18 protein-coding genes and 3 pseudogenes are annotated in these 15,160 nt (G+C 34.8%); 14 read left to right on the plus strand and 7 right to left on the minus strand.

Features of this window, described 5'->3' with window-relative positions; all coding sequences use genetic code 11:
• Positions 1–180: pseudogene (locus tag K322_RS21110) on the minus strand (helix-turn-helix domain-containing protein); the annotation flags it as partial.
• A 208-nt stretch (positions 181–388) separates the two neighbouring features.
• Here K322_RS21110 and K322_RS0117275 point away from each other — a divergent pair.
• The 6 genes from K322_RS0117275 to arsM all read left to right on the plus strand — a co-directional run bounded on the left by K322_RS0117275 (position 389) and on the right by arsM (position 4,024).
• A complete protein-coding gene (locus K322_RS0117275) occupies positions 389–673 on the plus strand; it encodes a helix-turn-helix domain-containing protein (RefSeq protein WP_026628002.1) in 285 nt (94 codons plus the stop codon).
• Positions 670–966 carry a helix-turn-helix domain-containing protein gene (locus K322_RS0117280; RefSeq protein ID WP_026628003.1) on the plus strand — a complete coding sequence of 99 codons (297 nt, stop codon included), beginning with the start codon at positions 670–672 and terminating at the stop codon, positions 964–966. The genes K322_RS0117275 and K322_RS0117280 overlap by 4 nt, the downstream gene beginning before the upstream one ends.
• A 370-nt stretch (positions 967–1,336) precedes the next feature.
• Positions 1,337–1,663: an ArsR/SmtB family transcription factor gene (locus K322_RS0117285; RefSeq protein WP_026628004.1), complete on the plus strand. Its 327-nt coding sequence runs from the start codon at positions 1,337–1,339 to the stop codon at positions 1,661–1,663.
• A 75-nt stretch (positions 1,664–1,738) separates the two neighbouring features.
• Positions 1,739–2,158 (plus strand): arsenate reductase ArsC, encoded by a 420-nt coding sequence (locus tag K322_RS0117290; RefSeq protein WP_035332523.1) that lies wholly within the window; start codon positions 1,739–1,741, stop codon positions 2,156–2,158.
• Positions 2,155–3,189 carry an ACR3 family arsenite efflux transporter gene (arsB, locus tag K322_RS0117295; RefSeq protein WP_026628006.1) on the plus strand — a complete coding sequence of 345 codons (1,035 nt, stop codon included), beginning with the start codon at positions 2,155–2,157 and terminating at the stop codon, positions 3,187–3,189. Before K322_RS0117290 ends, arsB begins: the two co-directional genes overlap by 4 nt.
• Positions 3,190–3,211: 22 nt before the next feature.
• On the plus strand, positions 3,212–4,024 hold the full coding sequence (gene arsM, locus K322_RS0117300) for an arsenite methyltransferase (protein ID WP_026628007.1): 813 nt from the start codon (positions 3,212–3,214) through the stop codon (positions 4,022–4,024).
• 191 nt (positions 4,025–4,215) lie between these two features.
• On the opposite strand, the gene K322_RS0117305 is transcribed toward arsM, so the two are convergent.
• The 3 genes from K322_RS0117305 to K322_RS0117315 are packed head-to-tail and all read right to left on the minus strand — an operon-like array spanning position 4,216 to position 7,046.
• The gene (locus K322_RS0117305) at positions 4,216–4,572 is read right to left on the minus strand and encodes a hypothetical protein (RefSeq protein WP_026628008.1); all 357 of its coding nucleotides are present in this window, start codon (positions 4,570–4,572) and stop codon (positions 4,216–4,218) included.
• Positions 4,569–5,789, minus strand: coding sequence for a site-specific integrase (locus tag K322_RS0117310; RefSeq protein WP_026628009.1), 1,221 nt, complete (start codon positions 5,787–5,789; stop codon positions 4,569–4,571). Before K322_RS0117310 ends, K322_RS0117305 begins: the two co-directional genes overlap by 4 nt.
• A 27-nt stretch (positions 5,790–5,816) precedes the next feature.
• Positions 5,817–7,046, minus strand: a complete 1,230-nt coding sequence (locus K322_RS0117315) for a site-specific integrase (RefSeq protein WP_026628010.1) — start codon at positions 7,044–7,046, stop codon at positions 5,817–5,819.
• A gap of 289 nt (positions 7,047–7,335) precedes the next feature.
• Here K322_RS0117315 and K322_RS20720 point away from each other — a divergent pair.
• From K322_RS20720 to K322_RS0117340, 7 genes and pseudogenes are all read left to right on the plus strand, one after another.
• A pseudogene (locus tag K322_RS20720) lies at positions 7,336–7,512 on the plus strand (tyrosine-type recombinase/integrase); the annotation flags it as partial.
• Positions 7,513–7,589: 77 nt separating this feature from the next.
• On the plus strand, positions 7,590–8,129 hold the full coding sequence (locus K322_RS0117320; protein ID WP_026628011.1) for a helix-turn-helix transcriptional regulator: 540 nt from the start codon (positions 7,590–7,592) through the stop codon (positions 8,127–8,129).
• A gap of 279 nt (positions 8,130–8,408) precedes the next feature.
• Entirely contained in the window at positions 8,409–9,578 is a 1,170-nt protein-coding gene (locus K322_RS0117325) for an ATP-binding protein (RefSeq protein WP_026628012.1), read from the plus strand.
• Positions 9,579–9,652: 74 nt separating this feature from the next.
• Positions 9,653–10,558 carry a TIR domain-containing protein gene (locus K322_RS19935; RefSeq protein WP_051290934.1) on the plus strand — a complete coding sequence of 302 codons (906 nt, stop codon included), beginning with the start codon at positions 9,653–9,655 and terminating at the stop codon, positions 10,556–10,558.
• Between the two features lie 248 nt (positions 10,559–10,806).
• A pseudogene (locus K322_RS20725) lies at positions 10,807–11,019 on the plus strand (tyrosine-type recombinase/integrase); the annotation flags it as partial.
• 111 nt (positions 11,020–11,130) lie between these two features.
• The gene (locus K322_RS0117335; RefSeq protein WP_026628013.1) at positions 11,131–11,664 is read left to right on the plus strand and encodes a hypothetical protein; all 534 of its coding nucleotides are present in this window, start codon (positions 11,131–11,133) and stop codon (positions 11,662–11,664) included.
• A gap of 10 nt (positions 11,665–11,674) precedes the next feature.
• Positions 11,675–11,917 (plus strand): hypothetical protein, encoded by a 243-nt coding sequence (locus K322_RS0117340; protein ID WP_026628014.1) that lies wholly within the window; start codon positions 11,675–11,677, stop codon positions 11,915–11,917.
• 153 nt (positions 11,918–12,070) lie between these two features.
• Here K322_RS0117340 and K322_RS19940 read toward each other — a convergent pair whose 3' ends face one another.
• Genes K322_RS19940 through K322_RS0117355 form a run of 3 tightly spaced genes read right to left on the minus strand, consistent with a single transcriptional unit; the run spans position 12,071 to position 14,513 of the window.
• The gene (locus tag K322_RS19940) at positions 12,071–13,183 is read right to left on the minus strand and encodes a transglutaminase-like domain-containing protein (protein WP_051290936.1); all 1,113 of its coding nucleotides are present in this window, start codon (positions 13,181–13,183) and stop codon (positions 12,071–12,073) included.
• Between the two features lie 44 nt (positions 13,184–13,227).
• The gene (locus K322_RS0117350; protein WP_026628015.1) at positions 13,228–14,115 is read right to left on the minus strand and encodes a HEPN domain-containing protein; all 888 of its coding nucleotides are present in this window, start codon (positions 14,113–14,115) and stop codon (positions 13,228–13,230) included.
• A complete protein-coding gene (locus K322_RS0117355) occupies positions 14,112–14,513 on the minus strand; it encodes a hypothetical protein (RefSeq protein WP_026628016.1) in 402 nt (133 codons plus the stop codon). The genes K322_RS0117350 and K322_RS0117355 overlap by 4 nt, the downstream gene beginning before the upstream one ends.
• Positions 14,514–14,727: 214 nt before the next feature.
• On the opposite strand from K322_RS0117355, the gene K322_RS19945 reads away from it, so the two are divergent.
• Entirely contained in the window at positions 14,728–15,129 is a 402-nt protein-coding gene (locus K322_RS19945; protein ID WP_051290940.1) for a hypothetical protein, read from the plus strand.
• Positions 15,130–15,160 lie beyond the last annotated feature (31 nt).

Raw genomic sequence — 15,160 nt, forward strand, 5'->3', positions numbered from 1 at the left:
CATTTCCTCTAGGCGCTTTGCTGGCATCTGCTGAAGTTGCTCCATCGGTATACCACTCTCTTGAAACAAACGCACATACTTGCGCACTGTGTTGCGGGATAGCTCAAAGGTCGCGCTGATACCTTTTATCCCCATCCCCATTGCATAGCAATGAAGAATGTTTGCTAACTTTGTTGTCATTGTAATTTTAGCTTTAACCCATCGACCAGGACGGGAATCTAAATTACATAAAAATCCCCTGTTGGTTTATATTCCGACAGGGGACATTTTTATTTTGGCGAAAAGGGTCAAACATATTTTGGTACATGGGGGCAATTTAGACTGGCACGAGGGGGCAACGCTCACTGGATTTTCCATAATCATAGTATAAACAAAAAAGTAAATTACTATGGAGATAATGTATATTGAAGCCCAAACGTTCGAAGCACTGATGAAAGGTTTTGAAGGGTTTGTTCGAAAGGTAGACCAGTTATGTGAAAGGCATATAGGCAAAGAACTTAATGAGTGGCTGGATAATCAGGACGTATGTTTAATTTTGGATATACGCCCTCGTGCATTGCAGACCTTACGAGATACAGGTAAGTTGGCATACACCCAGATAGACCGAAAGGTATATTACAAGCCAAAAGATGTGGAGAAACTTATTGTGAACTTAAAAAAGCAAAAAAAATGAGCAGTGAAGTTATAACAAGAGGCAATGAGCGGATAAAAACATTGCTAGGTTCACTCGACAAGGTGTTGGTCAAACTGGAAAAAATATTGACAAACTATAAGCCGACGTTGAACGGAGAGCGATTTCTTACTGATGTACAAGTTTCGGAGCGGTTAAAAGTAAGCCGTCGGACATTACAACAATATCGCAGCGAAGGTAGAATCCCATATTTTAGATTTGGAGGTAAATCTCTGTATCGGGAGTCCGATATACAGAAAATATTGGAAAAAAGTTATTGTGAAGGGTGGGAGTAGCTTAATACCTCTTTGTTTATCAGTATTTAATTAAGCATCCCGAAACTAAGCCATTTCGGGATGCTCTTAGTGTTGAAGGATTTGTCCTGTTATTGGGTGTAAGGGGATAAAAGCCTTAACATTGGTTTTCATCCTCCGTTTTTCGAATATTTACTGTTTTGCTAATATGATACGGATGAAACCAGTACATATACACATAGGCGAGCTCGAACAATGAAGAAAAGATAAAAGTTCTAAGGATAAGTTCTAAATGGGCATCAGATAATAGCAAGTATAATTATAGCGAATATTCAAAATAAAAATGTATCATTCGTACTATTGCGAATTAAATATCAATTCGTATATTTGCGAACAATAAATATAAATAGATATGTCAAAGAAAGAACTTACAGATGAACAAGAACAACTTGCACGTTTTGCCAAAGCAATGGGGCATCCTATCCGTATAGCGATATTAGGAATGCTTGCCAACGAATCATGTTGCTATCATGGTGATATGTCTGAAATATTACCGATAGCTAAAAGCACGCTTTCTCAACATTTGAAAGAATTAAAAAATGCAGGTTTAATTCAGGGAACAATTACATTACCTAGCGTGAAATATTGTATAAACGAAGAAAACTGGGAGAAAGCTAAAAAGATGTTTTCTACATTCTTCACTGATATTAATAATCAAGAATCTTGTAGCACTAAATAAAAAATTTACTCCATACATTCGTAATTCTACGAAATAAGAACAATTAGTAATTATACGAACTATATCCATTAAACAATGAAAATACTTATCCTTTGTACAGGTAACAGTTGCCGTAGCCAGATGGCACACGGCTTTTTACAATCTTTCGACCCTAAACTGTTGGTTTATTCCGCAGGCACACAGGCAAGCGGAAAAGTAAACCCCAAAGCAATAGAAGTGATGCAGGATGCAGGAGTAGATATTTCGCACCATACATCCGATAGCATAAATACATACATAAATGATGAATGGGATTATGTGATTACCGTTTGCGGTGGTGCGAATGAAAGCTGCCCGACCTTTTCAGGCAAAGTAAAGAACCGTTTGCACATCGGATTTGACGATCCGTCCGAAGCCACAGGGACACCCGAATTTATACAGTTCGAATATGTCAGGGTAAGGGATGAAATTAAACAGGCATTTTACGAATTATACATTAACAAGATAAGGTTATGAATAAAAGAAAAATGAGTTTCTTAGATAAAAATCTGACCCTTTGGATATTCCTTGCAATGGCAATCGGGGTAGGCTTAGGTTACTTTATACCCTCTTTTAGCGGTCATATAGATTCTATGTCGAGCGGAACAACCAACATCCCTTTAGCAATCGGTCTTATCCTGATGATGTACCCGCCATTGGCAAAAGTCAGTTACAAACTACTGCCGAAAGTATTTACCAATGTGAAGATATTAGGCACATCCTTATTTTTAAACTGGCTTGTCAGCCCCATTTTGATGTTTATTTTAGCCATTACCTTTTTACATGACTATCCCGAATATATGGTCGGAGTAATCCTTATCGGTTTAGCCCGTTGTATTGCGATGGTTTTAGTCTGGAACGATCTGGCAGAAGGCAACAGGGAATACGGGGCAGGGCTTGTCGCTCTGAACAGTATCTTTCAGGTATTTTTTTACAGTTTCTATGCGTGGCTGTTTATAACAGTATTGCCTCCTTATTTTGGTTTTGAAGGTGCTATCGTCAATATATCTATCGGTACGATTGCCGAAACAGTCGCTATCTATCTGGGTATTCCTTTCCTTATGGGTATTCTAAGCCGTTTAATCTTAGTCAAAATAAAAGGGGAACAATGGTATCAGGATAAATTTATCCCTGCTATCTCTCCCATTACATTAATCGCATTACTGCTTACCATCGTACTCATGTTCAGTCTCAAAGGAGAACTGATCGTACAAATACCAATGGATGTAGTACGCATTGCGATTCCTTTACTGATCTACTTCGTAGCCATGTTCTTTATCAGTTTCTTTGTCAGTAAGGCAATGGGAGCAAGTTACGATAAAAATGCTTCTATCTCGTTTACCGCAGCAGGCAACAACTTCGAACTGGCTATTGCGGTGGCTATCGGGGTATTCGGCATTCACAGCGGACAAGCCTTTGCAGGCGTAGTGGGTCCGCTTGTTGAAGTGCCTGTTCTGATCGCATTGGTAAATGTCGCTTTTTGGTTGAGAAAGAAATACTACAAATAAAATAATTACAATACTTTTAAACATGAATACAAACGAAGAAAAAAAAGCATTGGTAAAACAACGTTACAGTGAGTTAGCTTTGAACAGCGATGCGTTAAAGTCTGGTTGCTGTTGTGGAACGAATCTTGCTACTCCTTCAAAAAAAGTTTTTACAATTATGAGTGAAGACTATAGCCATCTTAAAGGATATGAAGCCGACGCCGATTTGGGAGTCGGCTGTGGATTACCTACTGAATATGCAGGCATTAAACAGGGAAATACAGTTTTGGATTTAGGCTCCGGTGCAGGTAATGACTGTTTTATAGCCAGAGCTGAAGTTGGAGAAATAGGAAAAATTATTGGTATTGACTTCTCTCCACAAATGATAGAGAAAGCACGAAAGAATGCGACAAAGCGAGGCTACACCAATATTGAATTTATCGAAGGTGATATTGAGAATATGCCTTTACCTGACAACTCTATTGATGTCGTAGTCAGCAATTGTGTTTTGAATCTGTTACCCGAAAAAGATAAAATATTTAAAGAAATATACCGTGTGTTGAGGAAAAATGGTCATTTCTGTATTTCTGATGTTGTTTTGAATGGTGTATTTCCAAAAGAATTTACAGATAATGCGTCTATGTATGCAGGTTGTATAGCCAGTGCGATACAAAAAGAGAATTATATAAGTGAGATCGAAAAAGCTAATTTTTCCAATATCAAGATCGAACGGACAAAAACAGTTGTAATTCCAGATGGTGTTTTACAGGAACATTTAGATGAATTGACGATTGCTAAATATAAAGCGGGCAATGCCGGCATTTATTCGATTACGGTTACAGGCTATAAAAAGTAATTAATACTAGGTTTTTCCTTTTGCTTCTCTTGCATCGTTCGATGGAATTAATCACTATTTAAAGTACAAATGAGTCAAATTTGCTCAAAAATATAATTATATGGGGTGTTTGTCCTAGATAAGAGATCCAACCAAGGAGCTATCTACATTTAAGGTAGCCCTTTGATAGGATTTTTCTTTATCATATTAATTTAGTTCAATATCGCATTTTGCAAAGACAACACAAGTGTTGTAACAACATTGCTCCTTATCACTTTATTAATAACCCATCCCCGAAAAATATCTACATTAGGGGATTGTACTCTAAAAGCAAGGGCTATGATCATATCCAATCCATAATAATAAGGGTAGATATTCTTTCCATCAACGATGCAAGATGATGAATCATCACCACTTGCAATACCCGATTTTTCAATTGCACGAACCTCTCTTTTTACAGTTTGAAGAAAAACACCAAATAGTTCGGCTATCTCTGCAATAGTCATGCTGACTTCGCTTGGAATAGTTATATTTCCATTATCTGAGATTTCAATCTTGTCTCGTTTCATGATTGAATTGTTTTAGATACTTTATTTTGCATTGTTTTTCTTCGCTCCATCAATTTATCCATATCCTTAGATATTTTTTGCTCTGTAATTTGGGCATACACTTGTGTGGTGCTGATGTTGGCGTGCCCCATCATTTTGGCAACACTCTCAATGGATAATCCTGCCGAAATCGCCAGAGTCCCGAAACTGTGGCGACTTTGATGGTACGACAAATTTTCTTTCAATCCCGTAGTAATCCCAATTTGATTAATGTCATACCAGATCTTATCTCGAATAGGCAAGGGGAATACAGGTTTGCTATCATCAGTGGTATTGTAAAGCATTAGTATCTGCTCGGCTATTGGATGAAGAGGGATGAATGCCTCTACATTGGTCTTTACCCTACGCTTTCGGATATAGAGCCTGCCTGCTGCCGTTTTACCTATATGCTGTGGATAAAGGCGGTGCATATCTACATAGGCAAGCCCCGTCAGTGACGAAAATATAAAAGCCCTGCGTACTAACTCCAAACGTTCATCCGGCATTGGGTTCTCCATAATACATTTCAAATCGGATTTGTTTATATGCCGATGCTTGGGCGGATCTTTCTTTTCGTATCTCACATCTTCCAATGGATTACTTCTCAATACTTCTTGGTCGATAGCAATATAAATAAGTCGGTTCAGCCAAGTTAATGCTCGGTTTATATATGAATTCTTTCGATCGTGTATTGTTCTCAGATATAGCTTAAATGATTCTGCGAACTCTTCTGTTATGGCTGCAAAGGCGATATCTTTCATTCCTTTGGAACAGATATATTCTTGCAGATTGCCTTGCATAAGTCTGGATTCTCTATAACTCGACCTTGAGTTTATCTCTATTGAGCGAAGCCGTAAACGTTCCAATTCCACTTTGCCTGCTTCAAGTAAAGAAGTCGGAATGGAATTTATTCCAACTATGGTATTTTTCAAAAGCTCACTACTGATAGCTCCCTGCTCTCCCAAAATATGCTCGTAGGTGTGTTCTATCCGTTGGCGAAAGGCTTTCAATTGATTACTGATTCTTTCGTTCTTGATACCTCCTTTTTTAGCATCCCAATTTTCTGCTTGACAGTAGATCCCGGTTGTGACAACAATCGGTTTTCCGTCAATACTGATTCGACAAAGAATGGCTGTCGTTCCGTCTGCTCTTACTTTGTTTTTGTTGATGTAGAATAATATTTTGAATGTACTACGCATGGTTATTTCTATTTATTGGGTTTATAATTAAAGAACTAATTTGAAATCTGAGGTTGCTTCAATAAGCTTATCCATGTCTTCAAATAGCTTCTTGGGAGTGACACGGGCATAAACCTGTGTCATCTGAATATTACCGTGTCCCAGCATTTTACTGATCGTTTCGATGGGCACACCCTCTTCGAGCGTAATCAGACTGGCAAACGAGTGGCGCCCGGAATGGTAGGTCATCGGCTCTTTTACATCTGCCATTACCCGTAAGCCTTTCATATTGGCTTTTACCATTTCAGGTGATTGCCACGGAAATAATGTATCTCTATTTTCATCCTTGTATTTATCAATCAAGTCAATGGCTTCGGGCAATAATTTGACACGTGCCCGAAAGTCCGTCTTCTTTCTGGCATATTTTAGCCAAAGACTTCCTTCTTCGTCCGTAAAAAGATTCTCTTTCGTTATACGAATGACATCGGCATAGGCAGTGCCGGTGTAGCAGGCAAAAAGAAACAAGTCTCTTGTGAAACGGGTTGAAGGACGTTTTTGGGGTATATCCAAATCCCGTACTTTCTCAAAGCTCTCTCGGCTTAGTGCTTTGGGAGTCGTTTCTTTTTGTTTGGGTAGTTTGTAATAGGCAAAATGAAATTTCTCTGAAATTCCCTCTTTGAAAGCAATCTTGCAGATTTTCTTTAGAATAGCCAAATAGTGGCGAACGGTTTGCATCGCATAGCCTTGTTCGCCCAATACTGAATCTTGGTACTCTCGGATAAATTGTTCATTTAGTTGTCCGAATGCCACATCTTTGGTTTTAAACTTTTTTTGGATGAATTTACCTAATGAACGGTGCGTATAAACGTAGGTCGATAAAGTCGTTGGAGCAACGTCAATCCCAACACGGGCTTCCAATTCTTCTATATGTCGGGTAAGAAGAGCAAGCAGGGTTATTTGTGCCCCCATGTTGCCCTGAAACAAATTCTTGACTGCCTCAGCATCGAATGGCTTTTTGCGTTCCACTAGACTATCAAAAGCTGAATGAATATCGAGCAGTATTTTTTCGATTTTCTTATTAGCTTCTACTGCTTCCAGGCTCTTACCATTCAGACGGCTCTCACGTGGATTCCACAAGTCGAGACTACAGGATAGCTTACAGCTGAACTGTACCTTTGTACTGTTTACAGTTACTCGCCCCATAATTGGAGTCTTACCTAATTTGTCGGGTGAGCTCTTTTTCAGGTAGAGCAAAACCTTGAACTTTTCTACTTTCATATCACTTATAATTTTGAGGACTTTGCCGTTAGGCAAAGTTACCGGTTATATAAGTGCCCTTTATTACGCAAAGATCAGTTAATCAAAGAAATAGAATCATGTCCTCAGGCTTCGATTATCTCCAGTTACCTATTCTATTTTGGTAACTGAGCTGCTAACGATTTGGTTACTGAACCTCTTCCTAAATCTGCTTAGGTGATTTGTGCCTAAATCAGCAAATCTGCTAAGTATAAACTTGTTACGTTTTTACTTCTAACATTTGCATACGCTTGTATTACGGTGTATTACACATTGCTTCCGACATACTTTTGCTACATTGCAACTGGCTATGGGAACTGATATTTATACAGTGAGTAAAATGTTGACTCATAAAAATATATCGACTACCCAGATATATCTTAGTATTGTTGATTCGAAAAAGAGAGAAGCAGCAAGCAAGATAAGCCTAAAATCACCAGATCAATAATTTATATAAAATTATCGATAAACAAAAATGTTTATCAACCAGTCTTAAGTATATTTGCATTAATGAAAGAGTGAATTATGTTACCAGAAATAACAAAAATAAAAGGGATACACCCTGGGGCCATCCTTAGTAGGGAATTAAAACGCAGAGGCTGGGAAAGCAAGCAATTTGCACTTACTTTAGGTGAATACCCTCAAACTATTAATGCGATCAGTAAAGGTCGTAGGGGAATCAATCCGGCCTTATCAATAAAGTTAGGACATGCTTTGGGAATTGAAGAAGAATATTTTATGCTTCTACAGGCATATTATGAAATCGAGCGGCAGCGAAAAGAACTATTGAAAGAACAAAAGAAGCCGAATTTGGATAAAATCCGCAGTATCTTGTTCTGGGATACGGATATAAATAATATCGACTGGCAAAAACAGAAGAAAGCTGTAATTCGCCGGATATTTGAACGCGGCAACGAGGAAGAGATAGAAGAAATAATTTCATTTTATAGTATTAGTACTGTAATTGAAGAATTAAATACTATACCAAGATATTTACCATCTCTTGCTGAAAATGCCGACAAATATTTGGGTATTAAATTGATTAGCACAGATGGAGAAAAATGATTTATATCTGAATACGGTTTCTGATACATTGAAAATTACATAATCCCCTTAATATTATCAGTATGAGTGACAATGATATAAAACTATGATAACAAATTCATTTACAGCACATAATATTGTTCTATTTATATTCCATCATCAATGGTATATTCCTTTTTTAATTTAATGGCCATTACATTAATAGCCATTAAATAATAGTGCACTTTAATAGTGCATAAAATCAAAATAATTGCACTGTTAGAGTGCAATTATTGCTATCTTTGTAAAAAACAATAAAATATGGATAAGCTATTTGAATATTCCAATAGACTAATAAAAGAAACCGATATAAGTTTCTTCCGCTATATGTATAAAGAGATCAATTGGAAAAATAGGATGATTGGGCTTATTGGCCCACGCGGAGTCGGTAAAACGACCTTAGTTCTACAATATATTAAGCAAAATTTGAATGCTGCTGAAACACTTTATGTAACAGCTGAAGATTTTTATTTTGTAGACAATCGGTTTACTGATTTAGCTGACACTTTCGTTAAACAAGGTGGTAAATATCTTTTTATAGATGAGATTCATAAGTATAAAGATTGGGCAAAAGAACTGAAACTTATTTATGATTATCATAAAGATCTGAACGTCGTTTTTACAGGTTCTTCAGTCTTGGATATAAAAAAAGGAGCTTCCGACTTAAGCCGTAGGGCCATTATTTATAATATGCAAGGTCTGTCTTTCAGGGAGTATTTACAGTTGTTTCATAATATATCAGCAAAAACATATTCTTTGGATGAGATATTGCAACACAAAATAGAATTACCTGATTTGCAGCATCCTTTACTTCTTTTCTCTGATTATTTGAAAAAAGGTTATTATCCTTTTGCCTTAGAAGAAGATTTTGAATTGCGCTTAGGGCAAATTATCAACCAAACATTGGAAAACGATATTCCTATGTATGCTGATATGAACGTAGCTACAGGAAGAAAGTTAAAGCAATTGCTTTCAATCATTTCAAAAAGCGCTCCATTCAAACCTAATATGAGTAAAATAGCTGAAATGCTATCTGCCAGTCGTAACAATATCGCAGATTATTGCCTATATATTGAAGAAGCAGGTATGATAGCCCAATTAAGAGATAATACAGGCGGAATAAGAGGATTAGGCAAGATTGACAAAATATATCTTGATAATACCAATCTAATTTATAATCTTGCGGAAGATACATCTAATATTGGAAACCTTCGGGAGACATTTTTTTTAAATCAAATGAGAGTAAAACATGATATAGTTTCATCACCTGTTGCTGATTTCTTAATTGATGATAAAACTTTTGAGGTTGGAGGAAAGAACAAAGGACAAAAACAGATTAAAGATATTGAAAACGGATATATCGTAAAAGATGATATTGAAAGTGGTTATTTGAATGTTGTTCCATTGTGGAGTTTTGGAATGAGCTATTAATAATTAGTTAATCTTTAGAATTAAAAAGATTTTAAGGTCTTAAATATTTTATGAATTGATAAAAATAAAGATATATGAATATTTTTCTTAGTTGGTCTGGAGAACAAAGTAAAAGAATTGCGGAGCTGTTCAATAGTTGGCTTCCATCAGTAATACAATCTATAAATACATTTTATTCTTCAAATGATATTGCAAAAGGGAAAAAATGGGATTATGAGTTATCTCGATCTTTAGATTCTTGTAATTTTGGTATTATAATCTTAACGAAAGAAAATATAACTGCGCCATGGATTATGTTCGAAGCTGGAGCTTTAGCAAAAAATATAGATACTGGTAGAGTTTGTACATTTTTATTTGACATCAAAGATACTGATGTTGTTGGCCCATTAGCTTCTTTTCAAAATACTAAAAATGATAAAAAAGATTTTTTTAAGTTATTACAAGATATTAATTTATTGGGAGAACATAAAGTCTCAGATGATGTTTTAAAACGCATTTTTGAGAAAATGTGGCCTGATTTAGAAACAGAGCTTGAAAAGATAAAGAAAACTACAAGAAAATCAAAAGAGGAAATGCGAACTGAACGAGAGCTATTAGAAGAATCGTTGAGAATATTGAGAGATATGCATTTTAAACATACCATCTTTGCAAATGATGATGATTTTGAATTTGAAAGTGATGACGATAAGGTTATTTTTGATAGAAAGAATGAAACTATCAAATTCTTTAATAAACGAAAAAATCTTTATAATATTCAGCTCACACAATTAACGGATGCCGCAGAAATACTAGATTTTGTTTTTCAAGTTGCAGGAAAAAGTTGGTGTAAATCAAAGCATATTATGGATTTTATTAGTTGTATCGAAGAAATAACTAAGATGTATTTTGATAAAAACGCTCAAGGTGTTATTTGTCCAAGAGGTAATTTTATGTCGATAGATTGGAGTAATCGAATATATAAGGAGATACAAATAGAATAATCATAATTTATTGTATCTCTAGTATACGTAAAAAGAGTATAATTCCTATCAATTAAACATAATTGATTTTCTGTATCGAAGAAGCATTTTTTAGAAAGTAGCAATATTACATACTGTAAATAAACAACTTACACTTTCCCAAGAGTGGTGTTTTTCTATTCAATTTATCAAAATCATAACATGCTGACCTATAAAAATATACCTATTTTGTATCGGCAAATGATAAGTGATTAATATCAATCGATATTCTAAAGGATTGGGTCGCTAGTGCAGGGATAAGAAAACACATTCCATTCCATTGTTTTCGCCACACTTTTGCTGCCTTGCAGGTAGCTTTAGGTGCTGATATCTACACTGTAATCAAGATGCTCACGCACAAAAATGTTTCGACGACCCAGATCTATGCTGACCTGGTAAATGCGATGAAAAGAGAGTCAGCTAATAAAATAAGTCTAAAGTAATATGCAGTAAAAGCATAATGCAATTGTTGCAAAAAACGAAACAGTTCCATTTTGGAACATCTGTTTGAATTTGTGTATTTTTACCCAGGTTGGAAATAAGAATAACTAACTATGAATTTTAAAACTAAGCTTTCTCAACGTATCGGGATCGATGGTGTCAATGAGATACTTAACCTAACTCATAATAGTGATACCCGAAAGCAAGAGTTATATAATTTAGTTATTGCTGAAGATGAAGCCATTGGATATCATGCAGCTTGGATTTTTACTCATTTTTCGTCACAGGATAACGAGTGGTTATATAATAAACATGATCAATTGATTAATGAAGTTCTTGTCTGCAAGCATGGAGGAAAACGAAGGGTAATGCTCAATTTATTATACAGACAGCCATTCCCGAATCCGCCAAGAGTAGATTTTCTGGATTTCTGTTTAGAGCGAATGATGTCTGGCGAGGAATTGCCCGCAGTAAAATCTCTTTGCATGAAGATCGCTTATGAATTATGCCGTCCCATCCCTGAGTTGATGCAGGAATTGAAAACAATGCTTGCAATGATGGAGGGCGATTTAGTGCCATCTATCCAAGCCGTTAGAAAGAATATTCTAAAGGCAATGCAAAAAGGAAAGAGTTTACAAAAACTTTAATCATAATAATATGAATTATAAAGATTCTGAAAATATACTGCTAATTATATGTGGAGCGATGGGCATCGCAGCACTTGCATTGATATTTCGCTATCTCTTTATTGCAAAATGGGGATTTGATGCTTTCGGGGCAAATCTTGTATTCATTATTATATTTGCAGTCGGGTTAGTCTTTTTTATTTCTTATCTGGAAGTTATTCAGAAAGTCATTCCTCCACTCTTTAAAAGTCGAAAACCAATAATAGAAAATTAGTCCTATTTCTTAAAGTCGTTTTTACTCGAAATCTAAAAGATGTTGATATAGATACTATAAGACAAAAGCTTACTTTTAAAGAGTGTAAGTTCAAAATTGGAATAAAAGAGAAAATATGAACTTGATTAAGTAATATCCTTTAGTTAATCTTTCTCAAGGCTTTCTATAAAAATCTTTTATTGAATTAGTGTAAAAGCAATAATTAAGAGGGAATTTTTGTTGAAAAATAGTTGGGTTTTTCGCTCCTATGGGCACCAGCATTAAATCAGATTTACCCTGATAAGTATATTGTTTTTCTTTACTTATATTCTCTCTATTATCGAACTTTATAGAGAAATAATACAAATATGGGTATATCCACGGAATATATTCTTCGGAAGTTGTTTGTTCTGTTGTCCAAACACTTACTTTTTTGCGATTGGTAATGGCAGATTGAAGTTCAATGGCATTTAGAGGTTTTCCGTCTATGTGAGGGATAATATCCCATTGAGGATCAACTACAATCCATTTATCCAGATCGTTAAGGAATACTTCTAAAACAACATGCCCCGCCCCGACTGGGCGTATCTCAACATCTTTAGTCTTTAGAGATAGTGTTCGAGCCTTTATTCCTATTGAATTAAGGCAAGCGGTGGTAACTATTCCGTATTCAACACAACGAAACTGTTTTCCTTTTTTCACTTCTTCCAATATATATAAAGCATCTTTCTTTTCAGGCTCATTCATTCCATTGTGTTTCCATAGATGATGTACCCAAGAAGAAACATTTCGAACCTTTTCCAAATCAGAATTTCCAGATGAAGCTATACTGTCAATTGGATATTTATTTTTCAATTCTTTCAAATATGGACTATTAATATCATTCTCATATAGGAGAGAAAAATCTTCATTCTTATTATTTTTGTCAAAATTAATCTCATCATACTCAATTCCATTCTTGAGATTTATTATAATTGGTTTATTCTCTTTCTTTTCAACTGATAATGTGACACTATGACCTATTGGTAAAATAAAATCAGTAGTGTCAATATCGGAATACACATTAAATCTATTGTTTTCAGGTAAATATAGTGAAATAGATAATGTGTCACTTTTCACAGAAGAAAAAGAAAGCTCTAAATCTTCTTTTGTAACATCAACAATTTCAACTTTTATGCTATTAGAATTCGTTTTGAGACTAAATCTGTTCTTATCGCTATCAACTGTTTGAGCTATTATATTAGAGATGATAATTGATGATAGTGTGAATAATAGAATTTTTTTCATAATTTCTTTTTTTAATCTATATGACGTCTATGTATAGAAAAAGGTTACTCCCTCTCCCCGTACTCCCCAATCTTCTCCTCACAGATCCTCTTAGTAATATCTCTCAACAACTCTACTTTCGGAATAAGAGCATCAATATCTTCTTTTGTAACTACAAAATCAGGATCGTAGCGACCATTTACATAAGCAGCCTTGATAAGCTCAAAAAGTCGCTTCTCTTCAGGAGTATCTTGTGGAAAAACTTTGATAAACTCGTTAGAATATTTCTTTACAGAGTTAAGCAGCTTTGATAGATTATGTTGTTTGGGATTCTCTAACGTAAAGACTAAACGAATTGCATAAATATAGTTTTCACACGCTTGGTGTAAATAAAATGAAGACATTTGAAATCGTCCTTTTGTATTGTTTGATATTGCATCATCAAAGAAGAATTTTCCTTTTTCAAATTTATCATCAAAATACTCTTGAGCCTGTTGCTTTATTTCATCAAAGCTAAGTTTACGACGACGGGCAAGTTTAAACTTACCACTATCATATAGCACAACACCTTCCTGCTTTATTTGTGTATAGAAATATCTCCCATCGTTCAGATACTTATTCAGCTTCTTCATATCCTCACTAATAAATTGAACAGGAGGCTGACGATCAGGATCTGTTGCCCGATCGTAATATAAATCTTCTATATTGCTAAGTATCTTTATCGCAATGCCATCCGATATGCCACTCGTTACCACCAATATGTCGTAATCGCTTACATAGAATTGTATTTTGCCAAACTCATATTTTTCATCATACACCACATAATTATTTCGGGCATAACTACCAAAAAGTATTATCATCTCGGTCTGCTTCAATCTCTGTAAAACAGATTCGATAATAAAATGTAAATCTCTCTGATTAGTTGATGGTAAATATGATATGGACTTTTTCATTCAGTTAGTTTAATATTAAATGCGTCTAAAATTTTCTGTATATGCGCCTCTTGTTCTTTGGGGATATTAATTATTGCAAGACTTCCAAAATCGACTTGCCAAAATCCACCAATTTTTGTTATTTCATCACCGAGTAACCTGTATTCAGATTCTTTAAATTCTGAGGTTAGAATAAAACGTTTTGTAATATAGTTTGAAGTTTTTAGAATTCTTACAACTTCATGTTGTCCGTTCTTATTTTTTTGAGTTTCAAATTCAGTACCAAAAGTTAAGTTTTGACTAAAAATATCATTCCCCAATGCTCTAAAAATATTAGTAGAAAGTTGCTCTACAGGAATTGTTTGTGAGACCTCCTCTTTTGGATTATAAATTTCTATATCAACTTCTTTTGGAAACATTTTGAAAATGCATTTATAAAATTTCAGATATAAAGATAGGTAAAAAAGAAAAATCGAGATTAACTTTTTGTTTGTTAATTGTATATTTGTATTAACATCCTGTTATCGTCTGTCGGAGATCTAATTCTGACTGACGAATGAAAACCGCAGAGATATACTATTTATTAATATTTATATCAGTCTGATTCTCAAATTAGGCTTAAATGCGGACACTATGACAACAAAAGAAATACCTACCGAACAACTTTATTCTAAAATAATTGAGCAGGCAAGCTCAGTGTTAAAGCTTTCTATATCACAAATTAAGGAAAAATACACAGATTATCCTATTTGCCTTATGGATTATATTGAAAGAGATATTCATGAAAAATCTATTGAGATACGTTTTGATAAAGAAAATATTACATTAACATGTGCATTTAATAAAGATGGAAATTGTAATAAATCATTTCTGTTTCCTGATGATGATCAACTTATTGAAAACTTTGTTGGTTATTTGACAGATCATCATGATTACAGTTTTATGAGAAGTCGCTTTATGCTAGGTAACTGTTATTTGAAGATAAAGGAACTGAAAGAACAAAGAAGTGATATTTGCTTGGTTTTCTATCAATAAAATATGAGATTTTCGGGTAAGATTTAAAGTG

It is taken from the genome of Indolivaga capnocytophagoides DSM 22835, from assembly GCF_000426485.1.
In the GTDB taxonomy this organism is placed as follows: Bacteria; Bacteroidota; Bacteroidia; order Bacteroidales; family Dysgonomonadaceae; genus Dysgonomonas_A; species Dysgonomonas_A capnocytophagoides.

Excerpts from the sequence above, each read along its gene's own strand:
- K322_RS0117275 (WP_026628002.1), top strand. The coding sequence starts at position 389 with ATGGAGATAATGTATATTGAAGCCCAAACGTTCGAAGCACTGATGAAA.
- K322_RS0117280 (WP_026628003.1), top strand. The coding sequence starts at position 670 with ATGAGCAGTGAAGTTATAACAAGAGGCAATGAGCGGATAAAAACATTG.
- K322_RS0117285 (WP_026628004.1), top strand. The coding sequence starts at position 1,337 with ATGTCAAAGAAAGAACTTACAGATGAACAAGAACAACTTGCACGTTTT.
- K322_RS0117290 (WP_035332523.1), top strand. The coding sequence starts at position 1,739 with ATGAAAATACTTATCCTTTGTACAGGTAACAGTTGCCGTAGCCAGATG.
- arsB (WP_026628006.1), top strand. The coding sequence starts at position 2,155 with ATGAATAAAAGAAAAATGAGTTTCTTAGATAAAAATCTGACCCTTTGG.
- arsM (WP_026628007.1), top strand. The coding sequence starts at position 3,212 with ATGAATACAAACGAAGAAAAAAAAGCATTGGTAAAACAACGTTACAGT.
- K322_RS0117305 (WP_026628008.1), bottom strand. The coding sequence starts at position 4,572 with ATGAAACGAGACAAGATTGAAATCTCAGATAATGGAAATATAACTATT.
- K322_RS0117310 (WP_026628009.1), bottom strand. The coding sequence starts at position 5,789 with ATGCGTAGTACATTCAAAATATTATTCTACATCAACAAAAACAAAGTA.
- K322_RS0117315 (WP_026628010.1), bottom strand. The coding sequence starts at position 7,046 with ATGAAAGTAGAAAAGTTCAAGGTTTTGCTCTACCTGAAAAAGAGCTCA.
- K322_RS0117320 (WP_026628011.1), top strand. The coding sequence starts at position 7,590 with ATGTTACCAGAAATAACAAAAATAAAAGGGATACACCCTGGGGCCATC.
- K322_RS0117325 (WP_026628012.1), top strand. The coding sequence starts at position 8,409 with ATGGATAAGCTATTTGAATATTCCAATAGACTAATAAAAGAAACCGAT.
- K322_RS19935 (WP_051290934.1), top strand. The coding sequence starts at position 9,653 with ATGAATATTTTTCTTAGTTGGTCTGGAGAACAAAGTAAAAGAATTGCG.
- K322_RS0117335 (WP_026628013.1), top strand. The coding sequence starts at position 11,131 with ATGAATTTTAAAACTAAGCTTTCTCAACGTATCGGGATCGATGGTGTC.
- K322_RS0117340 (WP_026628014.1), top strand. The coding sequence starts at position 11,675 with ATGAATTATAAAGATTCTGAAAATATACTGCTAATTATATGTGGAGCG.
- K322_RS19940 (WP_051290936.1), bottom strand. The coding sequence starts at position 13,183 with ATGAAAAAAATTCTATTATTCACACTATCATCAATTATCATCTCTAAT.
- K322_RS0117350 (WP_026628015.1), bottom strand. The coding sequence starts at position 14,115 with ATGAAAAAGTCCATATCATATTTACCATCAACTAATCAGAGAGATTTA.
- K322_RS0117355 (WP_026628016.1), bottom strand. The coding sequence starts at position 14,513 with ATGTTTCCAAAAGAAGTTGATATAGAAATTTATAATCCAAAAGAGGAG.
- K322_RS19945 (WP_051290940.1), top strand. The coding sequence starts at position 14,728 with ATGACAACAAAAGAAATACCTACCGAACAACTTTATTCTAAAATAATT.